Raw genomic sequence first — 17,050 nt, 5'->3', positions numbered from 1 at the left:
AAATTATTCATCACGGGCGGTAGCCTCCGCGCTGTTAGGGCTGGCGTATTCGGCTTTGAGACGACCATCCTTATCCAGCAGCCAGGCGTCCATGACCTGACGCACCACCGGCGCGGCGACACCGGAGCCGGATTCACCGTTCTCGACCATCACCGACACCACGATTTTCGGATCATCGGCCGGCGCGAAGCCAACGAACAAGGCGTGGTCGCGATGGCGTTCCTGAACCTTGGAGCGGTCATACTTTTCACCCTGTTTGATCGCGACCACCTGGGCCGTACCACTCTTGCCGGCGATCCGGTACTGCGCACCGATCGAGGCTTTGCGCGCCGTGCCACGGGCGCCGTGCATCACTTGCTGCATGCCGTGGTTGACCTTGTTCCAGTCGGACGGGTCACGCAGGACGATGTCCGGCATCGGGTTGGGATCCACAGGTTTCAGGCCTTCAATGGTCTTGGCCAGGTGCGGACGGTTCCAGACGCCTTTGTTGGCCACCAGCGCGGTGGCCTGGGCCAGTTGCAACGGGGTCGACTGCATATAGCCCTGGCCGATCCCGAGAATCAGTGTTTCGCCCGGGAACCATGCCTGGCGGCGCGTTGCACGCTTCCACTCGCGCGTAGGCATCAATCCCGGAGACTCTTCGAACATGTCCAGCGAGACCTTCTGACCGATGCCGAACTTGCTCAAATACGAGGACAATCGATCGATCCCCAGCTTGTGGGCCAGGTCATAGAAGTAGGTGTCGTTGGAGCGCATGATCGCCGTATCGAGGTCGACAAAGCCGTCGCCGGTGCGGTTCCAGTTGCGGTATTTGTGGTCGTAGTTGGGCAACATGTAGTAACCGGGGTCGAAAACCCGCGTCGAGGCCGTGACCACGCCCGAATCCAGGCCGGCAATCGCCACCGCCGGCTTGATGGTCGAACCCGGTGGATACAGACCGCGCAGCACGCGGTTGAACAGCGGCCGGTCGATGGAGTCGCGCAACTCGGAATAAGCCTTGAAGCTGATGCCGGTGACGAACAGGTTCGGGTCGAAGCTCGGCTGGCTGACCATCGCCAGCACTTCACCGGTTTTCGGGTCCAGTGCCACCACCGCGCCACGACGACCGCCGAGCGCGGCTTCGGCGGCTTCCTGCAGTTTGATGTCCAGGCTCAGGACGATGTCCTTGCCGGGAATCGGATCGGTGCGCTTGAGTACCCGCAATACGCGGCCCCGAGCGTTGGTCTCGACTTCCTCATACCCGACCTGACCGTGCAGTTCGGGCTCGTAGAAGCGCTCGATGCCGGTTTTGCCGATTTGATGGGTACCGCTGTAACTCACCGGGTCCAGAGATTTGAGCTCTTTCTCGTTGATCCGCCCCATATAGCCCACCGAGTGCGCAAAGTGCGCGCCCTGGGGATAGTGACGAACCAGTTGCGCGACCACTTCCACCCCGGGCAGGCGGAACTGGTTGACGGCGATTCGAGCGATTTGCTCCTCGGTCAATTCGAACATGATCGGCACCGGCTCGAACGGCCGACGCCCCTGGCGCATGCGCTTTTCGAAAATCACCCGGTCCTCGGGCGTCAGTTCCAGCACCTGAACGATCACATCGAGCACTTGCTGCCAATCGCCAGAGCGCTCGCGGGTCATGCTCAGACTGAAGCTGGGTCGGTTGTCGGCAATGACCACTCCGTTGCGGTCGTAAATCAACCCACGGGGTGGCGGAATCGGCTGCACGTGGACGCGGTTGTTTTCCGACAGGGTCGAGTGGTACTCGTACTGGATCACCTGAAGGAAATACAGCCGCGCGATCAGCACGCCGATCAGCGTCACGACCGCAATGGCCCCGAACACGACACGGCCACGCACCAGACGGGCGTCTTTTTCGTGGTCCTTGATGCGGATCGGCTGAGACATGAGGGCAGAACTACTTGTGGTAAGGGTGGCCGGACAACACGGTCCAGGCACGATACAGCTGTTCGCCGATCAGAATTCGCACCAGCGGGTGCGGCAACGTCAACGGCGATAGCGACCAGCGCTGATCGGCACGGGCACAGACTTCAGGCGCCAGCCCCTCGGGGCCACCGACCATGAAGTTCACCGTGCGCGAGTCCAGCCGCCAGCGATCGAGCTCGACCGCCAGCTGCTCGGTACTCCAGGGCTTGCCGTGGACTTCGAGGGTGACAACACGTTCGTTCGGCCCGACCTTGGCCAGCATGGCTTCGCCTTCCTGACGGATGAAGCGGGCCACGTCGGCGTTCTTGCCACGGGTGTTGAGCGGAATTTCCACCAGTTCAAGCGCCAGCTCGGACGGAAGACGCTTGGCATATTCATGCCAGCCCTCTTCCACCCATTTGGGCATGCGTGAACCGACGGCGATCAGTCGCAGTCGCACAGCGGGCCCTTATTCCTGGTCTTTGTTGAGCTTGGTGAAGTGCTCGTGGGTATTTTCAGGGCTGTGGTGAGCCGCGCTGGCCGAACGGCTCTGTTCGGCACCGGCCCACAAGCGTTCCAGGTCGTAGAACTGGCGAGCGGAGGCCGTCATCATGTGCACAATGACATCGTCCATATCCAGCAGGACCCAGTCGCTGTCGCCCTTGCCTTCCTCACCCAGTGGCTTGACGCCCTGGGCCTTGACCGCTTCGCGGACCTTGTCGAGCATCGCGCCGATCTGGCGATTGGACGTACCGGTAGCGATGATCATGAAGTCAGTGATGCTCTGCTTTTCACGAACGTCGATCACCTGAATGTCCTGGGCCTTCACATCTTCCAGGGCCGCCACGGCAACCTTGACCAGCTCTTCGCCGGCGAGAACCACGCCGGTTGCTGCCGGTACTGGCAGCGGAGCGCTCCTGAACGTGCCTTTGCGCTTTACTTTGGTTTGGTCTTTGTCAGTCATATAAAACTCGTTTTGCTCGTATGTTCGGGCGCTTCAATACACGTTGTTGCTACGTGCCTTGAGGCACTCCTATTCAGTTCGACGCACGGTAAAGTCCGTGCGCATCGATGTAGGCCAGGACCGCGTCGGGCACCAGGAAACGTACCGACTTACCGCTGGCCAGCAGTTGACGGATCTGGGTGGCGGATACCGCGAGCGGTGTCTGCCAGACGAATGCAATCTGTCCGCTCGGCCCTTTGAGGGCCAGCGGGTCGCTCACCGAACGCGCTGCCAGCAGGTTGCGCAAGGCATCCGGCGGTTCGCTGTCGGCATCCGGGCGTTGCAACACCAGGATATGGCAATGCTGGAGCAACTCTTCCCAGCGGTGCCAAGTGGGCAGGCCGCAAAAAGCGTCCCAGCCCAAAAGCAGAAAAACCTGGTCATCCGCGGCCAGTTCGGCACGCATCAGTTCCAGGGTATCAATGGTGTAGGACGGTTTGTCCCGCTGCAATTCGCGGGCGTCCACCACCAACGGCGCCACACCGGCCACCGCGCACTCGACCATCGCCAGACGGCCTTTCGCCGATACCTGCGGCGTATCCCGATGGGGAGGCCTGGCACTGGGTGTCAGACGCAGCTCATCGAGCGCCAATGATTCGGCGACTTCCAGTGCACCGCGCAAGTGGCCGATGTGCACCGGGTCGAAAGTTCCGCCCAGTATGCCGATACGGCGAGGTGCGGGCTCGCTGCCAGTGACCGGAGCTGACGGGTCGAGGTCGCCCAAGTCAGACCGACTCCTGTCCGCGCAGCTGTCCATCACCGACCACGACGTACTTCTCGCAGGTCAAACCTTCGAGGCCGACCGGGCCGCGGGCGTGCAGCTTATCAGTAGAAATGCCGATCTCGGCACCCAATCCGTATTCGAAGCCATCGGCAAAGCATGTCGGGGTGTTGATCATCACCGACGACGAGTCGACTTCAGCCACGAAACGCCGGGTGTCGCCCAGGTGTTCGCTGACAATCGAATCGGTGTGGTGAGAGCCGTAATGGTTGATGTGCTCGATGGCCTGCTCCAGCCCGTCGACCACGCGGATCGACAGGATCGGCGCCAGGTACTCGGTGCTCCAGTCTTCTTCAGTGGCCGGCAGCGCTTCGATGATTGCCCGCGTACGATCGCAACCGCGCAGCTCGACGCCTTTTTCGCGGAACCGGGCAGCCATCGGCGGCAGGAAATCCTGGGCAACGGTTTGGTCGACCAGCAGCGTCTCCATCGCACCGCAAATGCCGTAGCGGTAAGTCTTGGCGTTGAAGGCGATACGCTGGGCTTTCGGCAGGTCGGCGTGGGCACTGACATAAACGTGGCAGATGCCGTCCAGATGCTTGATCACCGGCACGCGGGCATCGCGGCTGACCCGTTCGATCAGGCCACGGCCGCCACGGGGCACGATGACATCAACGTATTCCGGCATGGTGATTAACGCGCCTACGGCGGCACGATCGGTGGTTTCGACCACTTGCACCACCGCCGCCGGCAAATCGGCTTCGGCCAGACCGCGCTGGATACAGGCGGCGATGGCACGATTGGAATGAATGGCCTCGGAGCCGCCACGCAGGATGGTCGCGTTGCCAGACTTCAGGCACAGGCTGGCGGCGTCGATGGTCACGTTCGGTCGCGATTCGTAAATAATCCCGATGACACCCAAAGGCACGCGCATTTTGCCGACCTGGATACCCGAAGGCCGATAGCTCATGTCGCGGATCGCACCGACCGGGTCCGGCAACGCCGCGACCTGGCGCAGACCGACGATCATGCCGTCGATACGCGCAGGGGTCAGCGCCAGGCGTTCAAGCAGCGCCGGCTCCAGACCAGTGGCGCGGCCGGCTGCCAAGTCCAGCTCATTGGCGGCCGTCAGCTCGGCGCGGGCAGCATCCAGCGCATTGGCAGCCGCCTGCAAGGCGCGATTTTTCTGCGCGGTGCTGGCACGGCCGATAACGCGGGAAGCCTCGCGGGCAGCGATCCCCAAGCGGGTCATGTAGTCAAGAACGGACTCAGTCATGGTCTGGCGTGGTCTTTTCCAAGGTCGTGGTAAAGAGTAAAGCGGCAGATTATAGCTGTCGCGTCCACCGACTAACAGCGGTGACGGGCGGATGGTCGAAATGGAGGGCAATTTGCCGACGTTCAGCCGGGATTAAGCTGCAAATTGTTATCATCACGACTCAATCAGCCCTGATAAACGCCGTTCATCATGACTAATCTGACTGTTCGTGAGTCCGCCGCGAGCCTGCCCAAGGGCCTCCCGGACGCTTTTTTCGACCGTGACGCCCAAATGCTGGCCCGGGATCTACTGGGCAAAGTCATCCGCCATCGGGTCGGCGACCTGTGGCTCAGCGCCCGGATTATCGAAACAGAAGCCTATTACTGCGAAGAAAAAGGCAGTCACGCCTCCCTCGGTTACACAGAAAAGCGTAAGGCTTTGTTTCTGGATGGCGGCCACATTTATATGTATTACGCCCGTGGCGGCGATTCCCTCAACTTCAGCGCTCAAGGCCCTGGCAACGCAGTGCTGATCAAATCCGCCTACCCTTGGGTCGATGAGGTCAGCGGACCGGCGAGCCTGGCGCAGATGCTCTTGAACAACCCCGACGCCCAAGGCCGCCCTCGCCCCTCGCAGAAGCTGTGCGCGGGGCAAACGTTGCTTTGCAAGTCCTTGGGACTGAAGGTGCCCGTCTGGGATGCAAAGCGCTTTGATCATGAAGTGCTGCTGGTGGAAGACGTCGGTCTGCCCCCTCCCCATATTATCCAGGCCACGCGCCTGGGCATTCCTCAAGGGCGTGACGAACACTTGATGTACCGCTTCGTGGATGGGGCCTATGCCGCCCATTGCACGCGGAACCCGCTGCGACGGGGGCAGGTCGAAGGTCGCGATTATTTTGTGCTGACTTGACGATGGCGACATAACCGTCGACATCCGCGCTGACTATCAGCCTGCAATCGCGAGCATCCGGGTAGCGATGTAGATTGTGTTCGCCCTCAAAGGGCGCAATTGAATTAGATGGAGTTTTTTTATGGGCCCATGGCTCGATAGCGTGACGGCCTGGTTGACGGTCAACCCGCAATGGCTGGCAGCAGCAGTATTCATCGTGGCCTTCGTGGAGTGCCTGGCGATTGCCGGACTGATCGTCCCCGGCACGGTTTTGTTATTCGCCGTGGCAGTGCTGGCCGGCAGCGGTGCGCTGTCGTTGAGCGAAACGTTATTGCTAGGCTTCCTCGCCGGCGTACTGGGCGACGTCGTGTCCTATTTCCTGGGACGGCATTTCCATCAGAACATCCGTCGGCTGCCCGGGTTGCGCCATCACCCGGAGTGGATCGCCGGGGCCGAGTCATATTTCCAGCGCTACGGCATTGCCAGCCTGCTGGTCGGGCGTTTCATTGGCCCCTTGCGACCCATGCTGCCGATGGTCGCCGGGATGTTCGACATGCCATTCCCACGTTTCTTCGCTGTCAGTCTGCTGGCGGCGGCGGGATGGTCGGTAGCGTATCTACTGCCGGGTTGGGCCACCGGCGCGGCGATTCGCTTGCCGTTGCCCGAAGGCTTTTGGCTGCAGGCGGGCATCGTCGTCGGCAGTATTGCAGTCATGGTGGGACTGAGCGCGACCAGCAGCCTGCGTCGCCACCGCAAGGCCACGATGTTCATTGCAGGCATGAGTGTTCTGATTCTGGCAGGGTTGTTTATCGGCTATCCGTACCTGACGGCCCTCGACCAGGGGGTTATGGCCCTGGTACAGGAACACCGCAGCCCGATGCTCGATGAAGTGGCCGTTGTCTTCACGCTGATTGGCGAATTCCGCAACATGCTGCTGTTCAGTGCCTTGCTGGTCGGGCTGCTGCTGATCACCCGGCAATGGCGTCCGGCGATTTTCGCCGGCAGCACGCTGATGTGCACCGCACTGGCCAACACCTTGACCAAGCATTTTTTCGCCCGTGTGCGCCCGGAAGTGCTCAGCGACCCACTGACCAGCTACAGCATGCCCAGCGGCCACGCGTCAGGCTCTTTCGCGCTGTTCCTGACCCTCGCCGTATTGGCCGGCCGCGGGCAGCCACCACGGATGCGCCTGACCTGGCTGCTGGTGGGATGCCTGCCGGCGCTGGCGATTTCCCTTTCCCGCGTCTACCTTGGCGCGCATTGGCCGACGGATATTTTGGCCGGGGCGATGCTGGCGGCATGCGTCTGCGCGACGAGCCTGTGGTTGATCCAGCGTCAGACTTCGCTCAACGCCCTGCCGCCCAGGGTGTGGTGGCTGGTATTGCCGGCGATGGTGGCGCTGTTTGCATTCTTCGTGATCCGGCATTTGCCGCACACAATGTTGAGGTATGCCTATTAAAAAAGAACCCCGGCCTGACAGGCCGGGGTTCTTTTTTGAACCGTATTCAGTTCATCAGTGATCAAGCACTTTGACGCTTGCGCATCTCAAGAATGAGAGCATCAGCAAGCCGACCTGCCGTGGCTGCGGTGTCCTCAAAAGATTGCCCGAGGCTGGCATGTTTAAGCATGTAGCCCACAGCAGCAGCTTCCCAGGCGGCACGTTCGGTTGTGTAGATAGTCATGATTTTAATTCCTTTTAGTAATGAAATTGGCCACTTCGTGTGGACCAACCGCAAACTAAATAAATCCTTGGCGCCCTTCAATGCTGGCAACCTGACCGAATCGTTGCCAATTGCTGCTCAGGCAAACAATTCCCCTTGCAACTCGTCCAGCAACGCCTGAATCGCGTCCAGTCGTTGCTGCGGATCATCGAGTTGCAGCAGGTCGATCTTGTCCACTTCGGCGAACGGCAAGAGGTAAGCCAACTGATTGGCCAACGACTGTTGGCCGGTCGCTTCCGTGCCCATATTCAGCGCTTCGACCATCGGGTGTTCGGCCAGCGCGTTGAGCAAGGCCACCAGATCGGCGTCCTCATCCTGTAGTGGCTGTTCAGGCTCATCTTCCAGCCACTCGACCTCGGCGACGGTCAACTGATCGCGCTGAACCTCAGTGCGCAACACATGGAATCGCCGACCGCCCTGGACTCGAATCCCGAGCAAGCCGTTGTCCTGCTGCTTGAAGTCGGTGATCAGCGCCTCGCATCCGACCAGCGCGTAACCCGCCGGAGCGATGCCGACTTCTTCGCCGTCTAGAATGCACACCACACCGAAGCCGCCGCCCTGCTTCATGCAGCGACCGATCATGTCCAGGTAGCGCGCCTCGAAAATCTGCAAGTCGAGGATGCAGCCAGGAAACAGCACCGTGTTCAGCGGAAAAAGCGGCAGACTCATAGACATTTCCTTCAAACCACTATCGACACCGCCAACGGCAGGAACACCGCCGTGGCCACGCCCATCAAACTCATCGCCAGCGCCGCGAACGCGCCGCACTCTTCACTTTCCTGCAAGGCCACCGACGTGCCAACCGCGTGGGCGGTCATGCCCAGTGCCATGCCGCGTGCCTCCGGGCTGTGGACACCGAGCCGGGTCAGCAGGCTTGGGCCGAATATCGCCCCGATCACACCCGTGATCAACACGAACACCGCCGCCAGCGCCGCGACACCGCCGATTTGCTCGGCCACCAACATGGCAATCGGCGAAGTCACCGACTTCGGCGCCATGGTCATCAGGATCATGTGTTCGGCACCGAACCACCAGCCCAACAGCACGCCCATGCCTGTAGCCACCACGCCGCCTATCACCAGCGTAGTAAAAATCGGCCAGAACAACTGCCGAATCCGTCGCAGGTTGAGATAAAGCGGGACGGCCAGCGCGACCGTCGCCGGGCCGAGCAGAATACTGAGAATTTCGGTGCTCTTGCGGTACTCGGCGTAGGTCAGCCCGCAGCCCACCAGCACACCGATCACCAGCAACATGGAGACCAGCACCGGCTGCAAAAAGATCCAGCGGGTTTTCTCGAATGCGGCCAGTACCAGCTGATAGGCGCCGAGGGTAATGCCGATACCGAACAATGGATGGTGAATCACCGACGTCCAGGCGCCGTACCAGTCAAGGATCATTGGTTGTCCTCGGGATGGTGGGCATGACGCTTGATCAAGCGCTGCATCAGCACGCCCGCGAAGGCCATGGACAGCAGCAGCGACAACACCAAGGCTCCCGTGATGGCCCAGAAATCAGCGGCAATGTCTTTGGCGTAAACCATCACGCCCACCGCCGGCGGCACCAGCAGCAAGGGCAAATATCGCAACAGGCTGCTGGCCGCCAGGTTCAGCGGTTCACCCACCTGACCACGACTGATCAGAAACACCAACAACAGCAGCAGACCGACAATCGGCCCCGGCAGCACTGGCAAAAACAAATGGTTGATCGCGGTGCCGAGCAATTGGAACAGCACCAGCCAGGTCAGGCCACGTAACAACATTCTTCATCTCCCGCAAATCCGTCACCCGCATTGGCCCGGGCATTATAAGCACGCCTGCGCTATAGACCGGCATTCGCCAAAAGCATGGTCGGTTGACCGGAGCAATTTGCCATGTTGATCTAAAGTGGTAAGCCGGGAGGCCAAAAATCCCCCCATTCAAAACTATAAAACCGATGAACCCAAGGAGAGTCTCAATGCCCTATGTTCCAGTTGCAGAGCTCAATGATTATGTCGGCAAGGAACTTGGACGTTCCGAATGGCTCACCATCGATCAGGAACGCATCAACCTGTTCGCCGAAGCCACAGGGGACTATCAGTTCATCCATGTCGATCCGGTCAAAGCCGCGCAAACGCCCTTTGGCAGCACCATCGCCCACGGTTTCCTGTCACTGTCGCTGATTCCAAAACTGATGGAAGACATCCTCGTCATGCCCGAGGGCTTGAAGATGGTGGTCAACTACGGCCTCGACAGCGTGCGCTTCATTCAGCCGGTCAAGGTCAATTCGAAGGTGCGCCTCAAAGTCGACCTGACCGAAGTCACCGAGAAGAAACCCGGCCAATGGCTGCTCAAAGCCACCGCGACCCTGGAAATCGAAGGCTCGGACAAGCCGGCGTACATCGCTGAGCCCTTGTCGCTCTGCTTCGTGTAAACCATCCCGGATGCGAAGCAGGCCGCACTGTTTCGCATCACCTCCTTTTATACCGACTGTATAAGGTCACATAGCTGCGGCATACTCCGTCGCCTAATTGCCCGGATCCCGCTATGCGCTCACTCGCACTCCTTGCCTTGACCCTGATGCTCACCGCTTGCGGCGACGGCGAATCGCCGCTGCCCCCTGACGCCCGCCTGCCGGATGGCGGACGCTATCGTGGAGATCTGGTCAATGGGCTGCTGCAAGGCCAGGGTCGCATCGATTACCCGAACGGCAGTTGGTATGCCGGTGAGTTCGACCAAGGCCAATGGCATGGCCAGGGCGAATGGCACGGCAGCAACGGCGAGGTTTATCGCGGTCAATTCAAGCAAGGGCTGTTCGATGGCCAGGGCAGCCTGACCACCAATGGCAGCAGCTTCACCGGTAGCTTCAAACTCGGCCGCCGCGACGGCGAAGGCACACTCAAAGAAAACGGCATGACCTACCGCGGCGAATTCAAAGCCGATCAGTATTCAGGGCTTGGCCGTCTCGAACTCGATGATGGCAGCACCTACCAGGGCCAGTTCGCCCACGGCAAGCCCAACGGCGAAGGCCAGCGCGGGGACGGCAACGGCAATCAGTTCACCGGGCACTTCGTCGATGGACAGCTGCAAGGCAACGGGACGTTCAACAGTGCCGACGGCGACATTTATGTCGGCGGTTTCAAGAACAATCAACTGCACGGCAAGGGCCGCTACGAAAACGCCGACGGCGACGTCTGGCTGGGCCAATTCGAGGAAGGCTCGCTGAACGGCAAGGGCGAGTTGATCGGCGCCGATGGCAGCCATTACATTGGTCAATTCAGCGACTGGCGCTTTGCCGGCCAAGGTCGCCTGAACCTGCCTGATGGCAGTTTCTATATCGGCCAGTTCGACAACGACAGCTATTCCGGTCGCGGCACCCTGGTGCTGACGGACGGCACGGTACAAAGCGGTACCTGGATCAACGGCCAGCGCGTGCGCGATGCCAATGGCAAATTACTCCCCGACAGCCTCGAACTCGGCCTGCTGGCCCAGGGCCGCCTGCTGGAGGACGCACTCAGTAATGTGCCGGCCTCGACTCCGGCCGTCGAGCTGTACACCTTGACCCTGGGCGGCGATGGCAAGCAGAGCGTGTTCCTGCGCGAATCCGACTACGTCGCCAACATGCTCACCAGCCGCTTCGGCGCCTTTGGCCAGATCCGCCTGGTGAACCATCGCGACCACCTCGTCGATCGCCCGATGGCCACCCGGGAAAACATGCGCCGCGCCGCCGTGACCCTGGCTGAACGCAGCGGGCCGGAAGACCTGATTTTCATCTACCTGACCAGCCACGGCACCAGTGAACACGAACTGGTGCTCGACCAGCCGCGCATGGAACTGGCCGATCTGCCGGCCGACGAACTGGCCGCCGTCCTGGCACCACTGAAAAACCGCGATAAGGTCATCGTGATTTCGGCCTGCTACTCCGGCGGCTTCATCCCTGCCCTCAAGGATGAACGCACCCTGATCATGACCGCCTCGCGGGCTGACCGCGTGTCCTTTGGCTGTTCGGAAGAAGCCAACTTCACTTACTTCGGCGATGCCCTGTTCGCCCAGGCCCTGAACCAGACCGATGATCTGGAACAGGCCTTCAAACTGGCCAGGGCGACTGTCGCCGAGCGCGAGCTGGCCGATGGCTTCGAAGCCTCCGAACCGCAGATCTGGGCACCGAAAACCGTGCTCTCCCACTGGCAGCTGTTACGTAAACAACAGGCACGCAAAGCCCTGCAAAGTGCCGCCATTGAAAGCAAGGATACAAAGAACAACTAAGCTGATGGGTATCAAGGGAGAAACACTATGTACTTGACGCCTCAGCACGTACTGCTTGCCGGAGCCACCGGCTTGACCGGTGAACATCTACTCGATCGTTTGCTCAATGAGCCGACCATTACGCGGGTTCTGGCGCCCTCACGCCGGGCGCTGGCCAAACATCCCCACCTTGAAAACCCGGTCGGCGACCCGGCCGTGTTCCTCCCGCAATTGAACGGTCGCGTCGACATCGCCTATTGCTGCCTGGGCACCACCATCAAGCAGGCGGGCTCGGAACAGGCGTTTCGCGCGGTGGACCTGGACATGGTGGTGGCCTTCTCCAAACGGGCGCGGGAAATGGGCGCCCGTCATCTGATCGTGATCAGCGCCTTGGGCGCCGATCCGAAGTCTCCGATTTTCTACAACCGGGTCAAAGGCGAGATGGAGCAGGCATTGCGCGCGCAGGACTGGCCGCAACTGACCATCTGCCGTCCATCACTGCTGCTGGGTGAGCGCACCGAACCGCGCCTGGCCGAGAAACTCGCCGGCCCACTGTCTCGCCTGATACCGGGCAAGTACCACGGCATCGAGGCCTGCCAAATGGCCCGCGCCATGTGGCGACTGGCGCTGGAAGAACAGGATGGAGTGCGGATTGTCGAGTCGGATGAACTGCGCAAGCTCGGCAAATAGACTGACCAACTTGTGGCGAGGGGGCTTGTCGGAACGCCGGACCGCCCCTCGCCACAGAAGCCGGCTCTCCTACAATCCGCCTGTCGCCTGAAAACTGACCCCGATCACAGTCAGCAACGACAATGGCAGCAGCAGGGTGTCGAGCAGTGCGCTGGCCGGCAGGTCGACGCCGGGATAGCTCGGCGCTTCGGCACCGAAGCGGTCCATCGCGCAACAACCACCGTTCATCGCATACAGATCCAGCCGAGTCCCTGAGTACACCACCGGCGCTCCCGGCTTCGCGGCATCCAGCGTGCGCGCGGTGGCGCACCCGGCCAACTGCAAGGCGAGAACAATCGTCAGAAACTTATTCATCGCTGGTCAGATGGTGTTCGCCCCAGCGTGGCAGCATGTCTTGCGGAATATTCAACAGGTTGAGAATGCGCGCCACGACGAAATCGATCAGGTCGTCGATGGTTTGCGGCTGATGATAGAAGCCCGGCGATGCTGGCAGAATTGTCACGCCCATGTTCGACAACTTGAGCATGTTTTCCAGGTGAATGCTCGAATACGGCGCTTCACGGGGCACCAGGATCAGCTGGCGACGCTCCTTCAGCGTCACATCGGCGGCACGTTCGATCAGGTTGTTGCAGGCGCCGGTCGCGATGGCTGACAACGTCCCGGTAGAGCACGGCACCACCACCATCGCCGCCGGTGCGCCGGAGCCCGAGGCCACCGGCGACATCCAGTCTTCCTTCCCATACACCCGAATCTGCCCCGCCGCAGCGCCGGTGTATTCGGTGAGGAAGGCCTGCATCATCTGCGGTTTGGCCGGCAGCGTGACGTCGGTTTCGGTGGCCATCACCAGTTGCGCGGCCTTGGAAATCAGAAAGTGCACTTCCCGCTCTTCGCGCACCAGGCAGTCGAGCAGGCGCAAGCCGTACTGGGCGCCGGAAGCGCCTGTCATCGCCAGCGTGATACGGTCCGGGCCGTTGTTCATTTGAGCGCCTCGGCGAGTTTGCCGTGCAGGCCGCCAAAGCCGCCGTTGCTCATGATCACCACGTGAGTGCCGGGCTGGGCCTGGCTCTTGACGCGCTCAATGATGCCTTCGAGGGAATCACTGACGATCGACGGCACCGTACACAGCGCGGCGGTGCCCGCCAGATCCCAACCGAGGTTGGCCGGTGCGTACCAGATCACCTGGTCGGCATCGACCACGCTTTCCGGCAAACCATCACGGTGCGCACCGAGCTTCATGGAATTGGAGCGCGGCTCGATAATAGCGATCAACGGTGCATCGCCAATGCGTTTACGCAAGCCGTCGAGCGTGGTGGCGATGGCGGTCGGATGGTGAGCGAAGTCGTCATAAATAGTGATGCCGCGCACTTCCGCGACTTTTTCCATGCGACGCTTCACGCTTTTGAAAGCGCTCAAGGCGGCGATGCCCATGGACGGCACCACACCCACGTGACGTGCAGCCGCCAGTGTGGCCAGTGCGTTGGCGACGTTGTGCTGGCCGGTCATGTCCCACTCGACCACGCCTTGGGAAGCACCTTCGAACATCACTTCGAACTTCGAGCCGTCTTCGCTGAGCAGCTTGACCTGCCACTGGCCGCTGGCACCCGTGGTTTGCACCGGGGTCCAGCAGCCCATCTCGATGACGCGTTGCAAAGCTGGCTCGGTAGTCGGATGAATGATCAGGCCTTCGCTCGGAATGGTCCGAACCAAATGATGGAATTGGCGCTCGATCGCCGGCAGATCCGGGAAGATGTCTGCGTGATCGAACTCAAGATTATTCAGGATCGCCGTGCGCGGACGGTAGTGCACGAATTTGGAACGCTTGTCGAAGAACGCACTGTCGTACTCATCGGCTTCGATGACGAAGAACGGCGTATCACCCAGGCGCGCCGAGACCGAAAAATTCTGCGGCACACCGCCGATCAGGAAGCCCGGGCTCATGCCCGCATGCTCCAGCACCCAGGCGAGCATGCTACTGGTGGTGGTTTTGCCATGAGTACCGGCAACGGCCAGCACCCAGCGACCTTGCAGCACGTGGTCCGCCAGCCATTGCGGGCCGGACACATACGGCAGGCCTTTGTTCAGCACATATTCCACGGCGGGGTTGCCACGGGACATGGCGTTGCCGATCACCACCAGGTCGGGGGCCGGGTCCAGTTGCGCCGGATCATAGCCTTGGGTCAACTCGATGCCCTGGGCCTCGAGCTGAGTGCTCATCGGCGGATAGACGTTGGCATCGGAGCCCGTCACGTGATGGCCCAGCTCTTTGGCCAGAACCGCCATCGAACCCATGAAAGTGCCGCAGATACCAAGAATATGAATGTGCATAGTCGACCTCGTAAAACATGGCCGCAGGTTAGCTTAGGGAGGGGAAAATCGCACCTTGTGTTTCAGACCACGCTGATGGCTGGACCGGTGGGAGCACGACTTTCCGTGCTCCCACCGATTGGCTGGCCCTAGCGGGCGATACCGTGTTTTCGCAGTTTTCTGTAAAGCGTGTTACGGCTGACTCCCAGTTGCTCAGCCGTGTGGGTCATGTGCCAACGCGTTTGCTCCAGCGCATTCAACAGCGCCAGGCGTTCGGCATCTTCCAGCGGATGTTCGGCAGGCTCTTCAATGACCGGTCGAACCGCCGGTCGGGTCTGGCGAATCATCGCCGGCAAATCGTCCAGCACAATCCGCCCGCCCTCGCACAACGCGGCCAATGTCCGCAGCACGTTGCGCAACTGCCGCACATTGCCCGGCCAGGCGAAACCCAGCAGGGCCTGACGGGCCGGCCCGTCGATCACGACCAGTTCTGCGCCCGCCTCTTCGGCCAGCAAAAAGTCCAGCAGTTGCGATTTGTCACTGCGATCGCGCAATGCCGGCAGCGCGACCTCCAGCCCGTTGAGTCGATAGAACAGGTCCTCACGGAAACTGCCTTCCTGCACCCGTTCCAGCAGATTGCGGTGCGTGGCGCTGATGATCCGCACGTTGACCGCCTCCGGCTCGCCACCGATCGGCACCACCTGACGATCCTCCAGCACCCTCAACAGGCGCGTCTGCATCGCCAGCGGCATGTCGCCGATCTCGTCGAGGAACAAGGTGCCGCCATCGGCCTGTTGTAACTTGCCGCGCATGCCTTCCTTGCGAGCCCCGGTGAAGCTGCCGCCGCGATAGCCGAACAGCTCGCTCTCGATCAGGCTTTCCGGGATGGCGGCGCAGTTGAGGGCGACAAACGCCTTGTCCGCCCGTTGACTGGCGCGATGGACGGCTTTGGCAAACGCCTCTTTACCCGAGCCGGTTTCACCGTTGATCAGCAATGGCACGTCCCGTTCGTACACCCGCAGGGCCTTGCGGAAATCCGCCTGCAAACCGGCATCGCCCAGGCAAATACCCGATGACGGCGCACGCGCCTCAACCACCGGACCGGGCGCCAGTGGTAATGGCACGCGGCGCGGCTGCCCACGCAATACGGCGAACAGCTTGCGCCCGTCACGGGTGCGCAGCGGCCAACTGGCGCTGGCATGGGCGCTTGCACGGCCAAGCAACTCATCCAGCGAACAATCGAAAAATGCCTCAACCGGCTTGCCCAGCAATCCACCGCGCACATGGCCCAGCAGGTTCAGTGCGCTCTGATTGACCGCGCAGATTCGCCCCTCCCCATCGAACGCCAGCAACCCTTCGCTGAACAGCCCGACGGACTCGGCCTGCAAATGAAAACGCAGCAGCCATTGGTTATCGAAGTAACGCAGGAAATAGCAGCTCTCGATCATCTTCGCCGAAAGATTGACCAGGGCCATCGTATGGAACTGACTCTGACGCGACACCTCATGCCGCGCCGACGAGACGTCGAGCACCGCCAGCAGCTCGCCGTGGGGGTCGAACACCGGGCTTGCCGAGCAGGTCAGGCCGGTATGACGGCCGCGGAAGTGCTCGTCCTGGTGGATGGTCAGCGACTGGCGCTCCACCAGGCAGGTACCGATGCCATTGGTGCCCTCGCAGGCCTCGCTCCAGTCGGCGCCGAGCCAGAGCCCGGCGCGCTCGAAAATCTTCCGTTCGGCGGGCGCCGTCACACAGTTGAGGATCACACCACGCGCATCGGTCAGCAGCACCGCATGGCCGGCGCCGGAAAGCTGTTGATGCAGGCTGGTCATTTCACTGCCGGCGATGTGCAGCACTTGCTGCAGGCGTTCACGACTTTCGAGGACGCGTCCATGTTCCAGCACTGTCGGCGCCATGCTCAGGGCCGGATCGAGGTGATAGTCCTCAAGGCAGCGCAGCCAGGAGCGGGCGATGGACGGATCGCTGCCAGGACCGTGCAGGTGGGCTTTGCCCTGGGTCACAGTCAGTACTTGCTGGGCATGGCGACTCAAATGGTTGTCGTGCATTTCTTATTATTCTCCCCGGGGCTCGGCGACCCGTGTTGAGGTGATGCCGAGCATCCTCCAGCCTAGCCCGCATTGCAATGTCGGCAAGACCGGCCAGTCACAGGCTGCGCCACAAACGGTACAAAGTGTCACAGGCACTGTACCGAAAGCGTCACAGACACCGCCCGCCCGTCCGACAGAAATCGCCCAAGGCCTTGATTTGCCTGACCTGCAAGGCACTGGCCCGACCCTTGCTCTACGCTTATAGCAAGCGCACATGCGCGTCTCT

Annotated in this window: 18 protein-coding genes; 5 read left to right on the top strand and 13 right to left on the bottom strand. The window is 61.2% G+C overall.

Annotation, left to right across the window (positions count from 1 at the left end; all coding sequences use genetic code 11):
* Nucleotides 1-3: 3 nt before the first annotated feature.
* The 5 genes from mrdA to AC1Q6D_RS23230 all read right to left on the bottom strand — a co-directional run bounded on the left by mrdA (nt 4) and on the right by AC1Q6D_RS23230 (nt 4,917).
* Nucleotides 4-1,899: a penicillin-binding protein 2 gene (gene mrdA, locus AC1Q6D_RS23250; protein WP_103403436.1), complete on the bottom strand. Its 1,896-nt coding sequence runs from the start codon at nt 1,897-1,899 to the stop codon at nt 4-6.
* Between the two features lie 10 nt (nt 1,900-1,909).
* Nucleotides 1,910-2,377, bottom strand: coding sequence for a 23S rRNA (pseudouridine(1915)-N(3))-methyltransferase RlmH (rlmH, locus tag AC1Q6D_RS23245; protein ID WP_007937439.1), 468 nt, complete (start codon nt 2,375-2,377; stop codon nt 1,910-1,912).
* Nucleotides 2,378-2,386: 9 nt separating this feature from the next.
* The gene (gene rsfS / locus AC1Q6D_RS23240; RefSeq protein WP_103403435.1) at nt 2,387-2,881 is read right to left on the bottom strand and encodes a ribosome silencing factor; all 495 of its coding nucleotides are present in this window, start codon (nt 2,879-2,881) and stop codon (nt 2,387-2,389) included.
* A 73-nt stretch (nt 2,882-2,954) separates the two neighbouring features.
* Nucleotides 2,955-3,644 carry a nicotinate-nucleotide adenylyltransferase gene (nadD, locus tag AC1Q6D_RS23235; RefSeq protein ID WP_178083104.1) on the bottom strand — a complete coding sequence of 230 codons (690 nt, stop codon included), beginning with the start codon at nt 3,642-3,644 and terminating at the stop codon, nt 2,955-2,957.
* A gap of 1 nt (nt 3,645) precedes the next feature.
* Nucleotides 3,646-4,917 carry a glutamate-5-semialdehyde dehydrogenase gene (locus tag AC1Q6D_RS23230; protein ID WP_103403433.1) on the bottom strand — a complete coding sequence of 424 codons (1,272 nt, stop codon included), beginning with the start codon at nt 4,915-4,917 and terminating at the stop codon, nt 3,646-3,648.
* A gap of 189 nt (nt 4,918-5,106) precedes the next feature.
* Between AC1Q6D_RS23230 and AC1Q6D_RS23225 the strand changes: the two genes are divergently transcribed.
* Nucleotides 5,107-5,805, top strand: coding sequence for a DNA-3-methyladenine glycosylase (locus AC1Q6D_RS23225; RefSeq protein WP_103403432.1), 699 nt, complete (start codon nt 5,107-5,109; stop codon nt 5,803-5,805).
* A 121-nt stretch (nt 5,806-5,926) separates the two neighbouring features.
* A complete protein-coding gene (locus tag AC1Q6D_RS23220; protein WP_103403431.1) occupies nt 5,927-7,243 on the top strand; it encodes a bifunctional DedA family/phosphatase PAP2 family protein in 1,317 nt (438 codons plus the stop codon).
* Nucleotides 7,244-7,304: 61 nt separating this feature from the next.
* On the opposite strand, the gene AC1Q6D_RS23215 is transcribed toward AC1Q6D_RS23220, so the two are convergent.
* From AC1Q6D_RS23215 to AC1Q6D_RS23200, 4 genes are all read right to left on the bottom strand, one after another.
* The gene (locus AC1Q6D_RS23215; protein WP_158249377.1) at nt 7,305-7,466 is read right to left on the bottom strand and encodes a hypothetical protein; all 162 of its coding nucleotides are present in this window, start codon (nt 7,464-7,466) and stop codon (nt 7,305-7,307) included.
* Between the two features lie 117 nt (nt 7,467-7,583).
* Nucleotides 7,584-8,174 (bottom strand): LON peptidase substrate-binding domain-containing protein, encoded by a 591-nt coding sequence (locus AC1Q6D_RS23210; protein ID WP_103403430.1) that lies wholly within the window; start codon nt 8,172-8,174, stop codon nt 7,584-7,586.
* Between the two features lie 11 nt (nt 8,175-8,185).
* Nucleotides 8,186-8,902: an LrgB family protein gene (locus AC1Q6D_RS23205; protein WP_047533755.1), complete on the bottom strand. Its 717-nt coding sequence runs from the start codon at nt 8,900-8,902 to the stop codon at nt 8,186-8,188.
* Entirely contained in the window at nt 8,899-9,264 is a 366-nt protein-coding gene (locus AC1Q6D_RS23200) for a CidA/LrgA family protein (RefSeq protein WP_047533756.1), read from the bottom strand. Before AC1Q6D_RS23200 ends, AC1Q6D_RS23205 begins: the two co-directional genes overlap by 4 nt.
* Nucleotides 9,265-9,458: 194 nt before the next feature.
* Here AC1Q6D_RS23200 and AC1Q6D_RS23195 point away from each other — a divergent pair, with 194 nt between their 5' ends.
* The 3 genes from AC1Q6D_RS23195 to AC1Q6D_RS23185 all read left to right on the top strand — a co-directional run bounded on the left by AC1Q6D_RS23195 (nt 9,459) and on the right by AC1Q6D_RS23185 (nt 12,415).
* A complete protein-coding gene (locus AC1Q6D_RS23195; protein ID WP_103403429.1) occupies nt 9,459-9,914 on the top strand; it encodes a MaoC family dehydratase in 456 nt (151 codons plus the stop codon).
* Nucleotides 9,915-10,027: 113 nt separating this feature from the next.
* Nucleotides 10,028-11,746, top strand: a complete 1,719-nt coding sequence (locus tag AC1Q6D_RS23190) for a C13 family peptidase (RefSeq protein WP_103403428.1) — start codon at nt 10,028-10,030, stop codon at nt 11,744-11,746.
* Nucleotides 11,747-11,773: 27 nt separating this feature from the next.
* The gene (locus AC1Q6D_RS23185; protein ID WP_047533767.1) at nt 11,774-12,415 is read left to right on the top strand and encodes an oxidoreductase; all 642 of its coding nucleotides are present in this window, start codon (nt 11,774-11,776) and stop codon (nt 12,413-12,415) included.
* Nucleotides 12,416-12,484: 69 nt separating this feature from the next.
* Here the strand turns inward: AC1Q6D_RS23185 and AC1Q6D_RS23180 are convergent, their stop codons facing one another.
* The 4 genes from AC1Q6D_RS23180 to AC1Q6D_RS23165 all read right to left on the bottom strand — a co-directional run bounded on the left by AC1Q6D_RS23180 (nt 12,485) and on the right by AC1Q6D_RS23165 (nt 16,782).
* Entirely contained in the window at nt 12,485-12,769 is a 285-nt protein-coding gene (locus tag AC1Q6D_RS23180; protein WP_047533769.1) for a YceK/YidQ family lipoprotein, read from the bottom strand.
* Complete coding sequence (gene ubiX, locus AC1Q6D_RS23175; protein ID WP_047533771.1) at nt 12,762-13,394, bottom strand: flavin prenyltransferase UbiX; 633 nt, start codon at nt 13,392-13,394, stop codon at nt 12,762-12,764. Before ubiX ends, AC1Q6D_RS23180 begins: the two co-directional genes overlap by 8 nt.
* Nucleotides 13,391-14,740 carry a UDP-N-acetylmuramate:L-alanyl-gamma-D-glutamyl-meso-diaminopimelate ligase gene (gene mpl / locus AC1Q6D_RS23170; RefSeq protein ID WP_103403427.1) on the bottom strand — a complete coding sequence of 450 codons (1,350 nt, stop codon included), beginning with the start codon at nt 14,738-14,740 and terminating at the stop codon, nt 13,391-13,393. The genes ubiX and mpl overlap by 4 nt, the downstream gene beginning before the upstream one ends.
* Before the next feature lie 128 nt (nt 14,741-14,868).
* Complete coding sequence (locus tag AC1Q6D_RS23165) at nt 14,869-16,782, bottom strand: sigma-54-dependent Fis family transcriptional regulator (protein ID WP_103403426.1); 1,914 nt, start codon at nt 16,780-16,782, stop codon at nt 14,869-14,871.
* Nucleotides 16,783-17,050 lie beyond the last annotated feature (268 nt).

Source organism: Pseudomonas sp. MT92 (genome assembly GCF_058792515.1).
Note: the sequence above shows the minus strand (reverse complement) of the source record. Positions and strands in the feature narration are given on the sequence as shown.

Coding starts and splice junctions, on each gene's coding strand:
- AC1Q6D_RS23165 (WP_103403426.1), bottom strand. CDS start 16,782: ATGCACGACAACCATTTGAGTCGCCATGCCCAGCAAGTACTGACTGTG.
- AC1Q6D_RS23215 (WP_158249377.1), bottom strand. CDS start 7,466: ATGACTATCTACACAACCGAACGTGCCGCCTGGGAAGCTGCTGCTGTG.
- AC1Q6D_RS23180 (WP_047533769.1), bottom strand. CDS start 12,769: ATGAATAAGTTTCTGACGATTGTTCTCGCCTTGCAGTTGGCCGGGTGC.
- rsfS (WP_103403435.1), bottom strand. CDS start 2,881: ATGACTGACAAAGACCAAACCAAAGTAAAGCGCAAAGGCACGTTCAGG.
- mpl (WP_103403427.1), bottom strand. CDS start 14,740: ATGCACATTCATATTCTTGGTATCTGCGGCACTTTCATGGGTTCGATG.
- ubiX (WP_047533771.1), bottom strand. CDS start 13,394: ATGAACAACGGCCCGGACCGTATCACGCTGGCGATGACAGGCGCTTCC.
- AC1Q6D_RS23190 (WP_103403428.1), top strand. CDS start 10,028: ATGCGCTCACTCGCACTCCTTGCCTTGACCCTGATGCTCACCGCTTGC.
- mrdA (WP_103403436.1), bottom strand. CDS start 1,899: ATGTCTCAGCCGATCCGCATCAAGGACCACGAAAAAGACGCCCGTCTG.
- AC1Q6D_RS23225 (WP_103403432.1), top strand. CDS start 5,107: ATGACTAATCTGACTGTTCGTGAGTCCGCCGCGAGCCTGCCCAAGGGC.
- AC1Q6D_RS23200 (WP_047533756.1), bottom strand. CDS start 9,264: ATGTTGTTACGTGGCCTGACCTGGCTGGTGCTGTTCCAATTGCTCGGC.
- AC1Q6D_RS23230 (WP_103403433.1), bottom strand. CDS start 4,917: ATGACTGAGTCCGTTCTTGACTACATGACCCGCTTGGGGATCGCTGCC.
- AC1Q6D_RS23205 (WP_047533755.1), bottom strand. CDS start 8,902: ATGATCCTTGACTGGTACGGCGCCTGGACGTCGGTGATTCACCATCCA.
- AC1Q6D_RS23185 (WP_047533767.1), top strand. CDS start 11,774: ATGTACTTGACGCCTCAGCACGTACTGCTTGCCGGAGCCACCGGCTTG.
- AC1Q6D_RS23195 (WP_103403429.1), top strand. CDS start 9,459: ATGCCCTATGTTCCAGTTGCAGAGCTCAATGATTATGTCGGCAAGGAA.
- AC1Q6D_RS23220 (WP_103403431.1), top strand. CDS start 5,927: ATGGGCCCATGGCTCGATAGCGTGACGGCCTGGTTGACGGTCAACCCG.
- AC1Q6D_RS23210 (WP_103403430.1), bottom strand. CDS start 8,174: ATGAGTCTGCCGCTTTTTCCGCTGAACACGGTGCTGTTTCCTGGCTGC.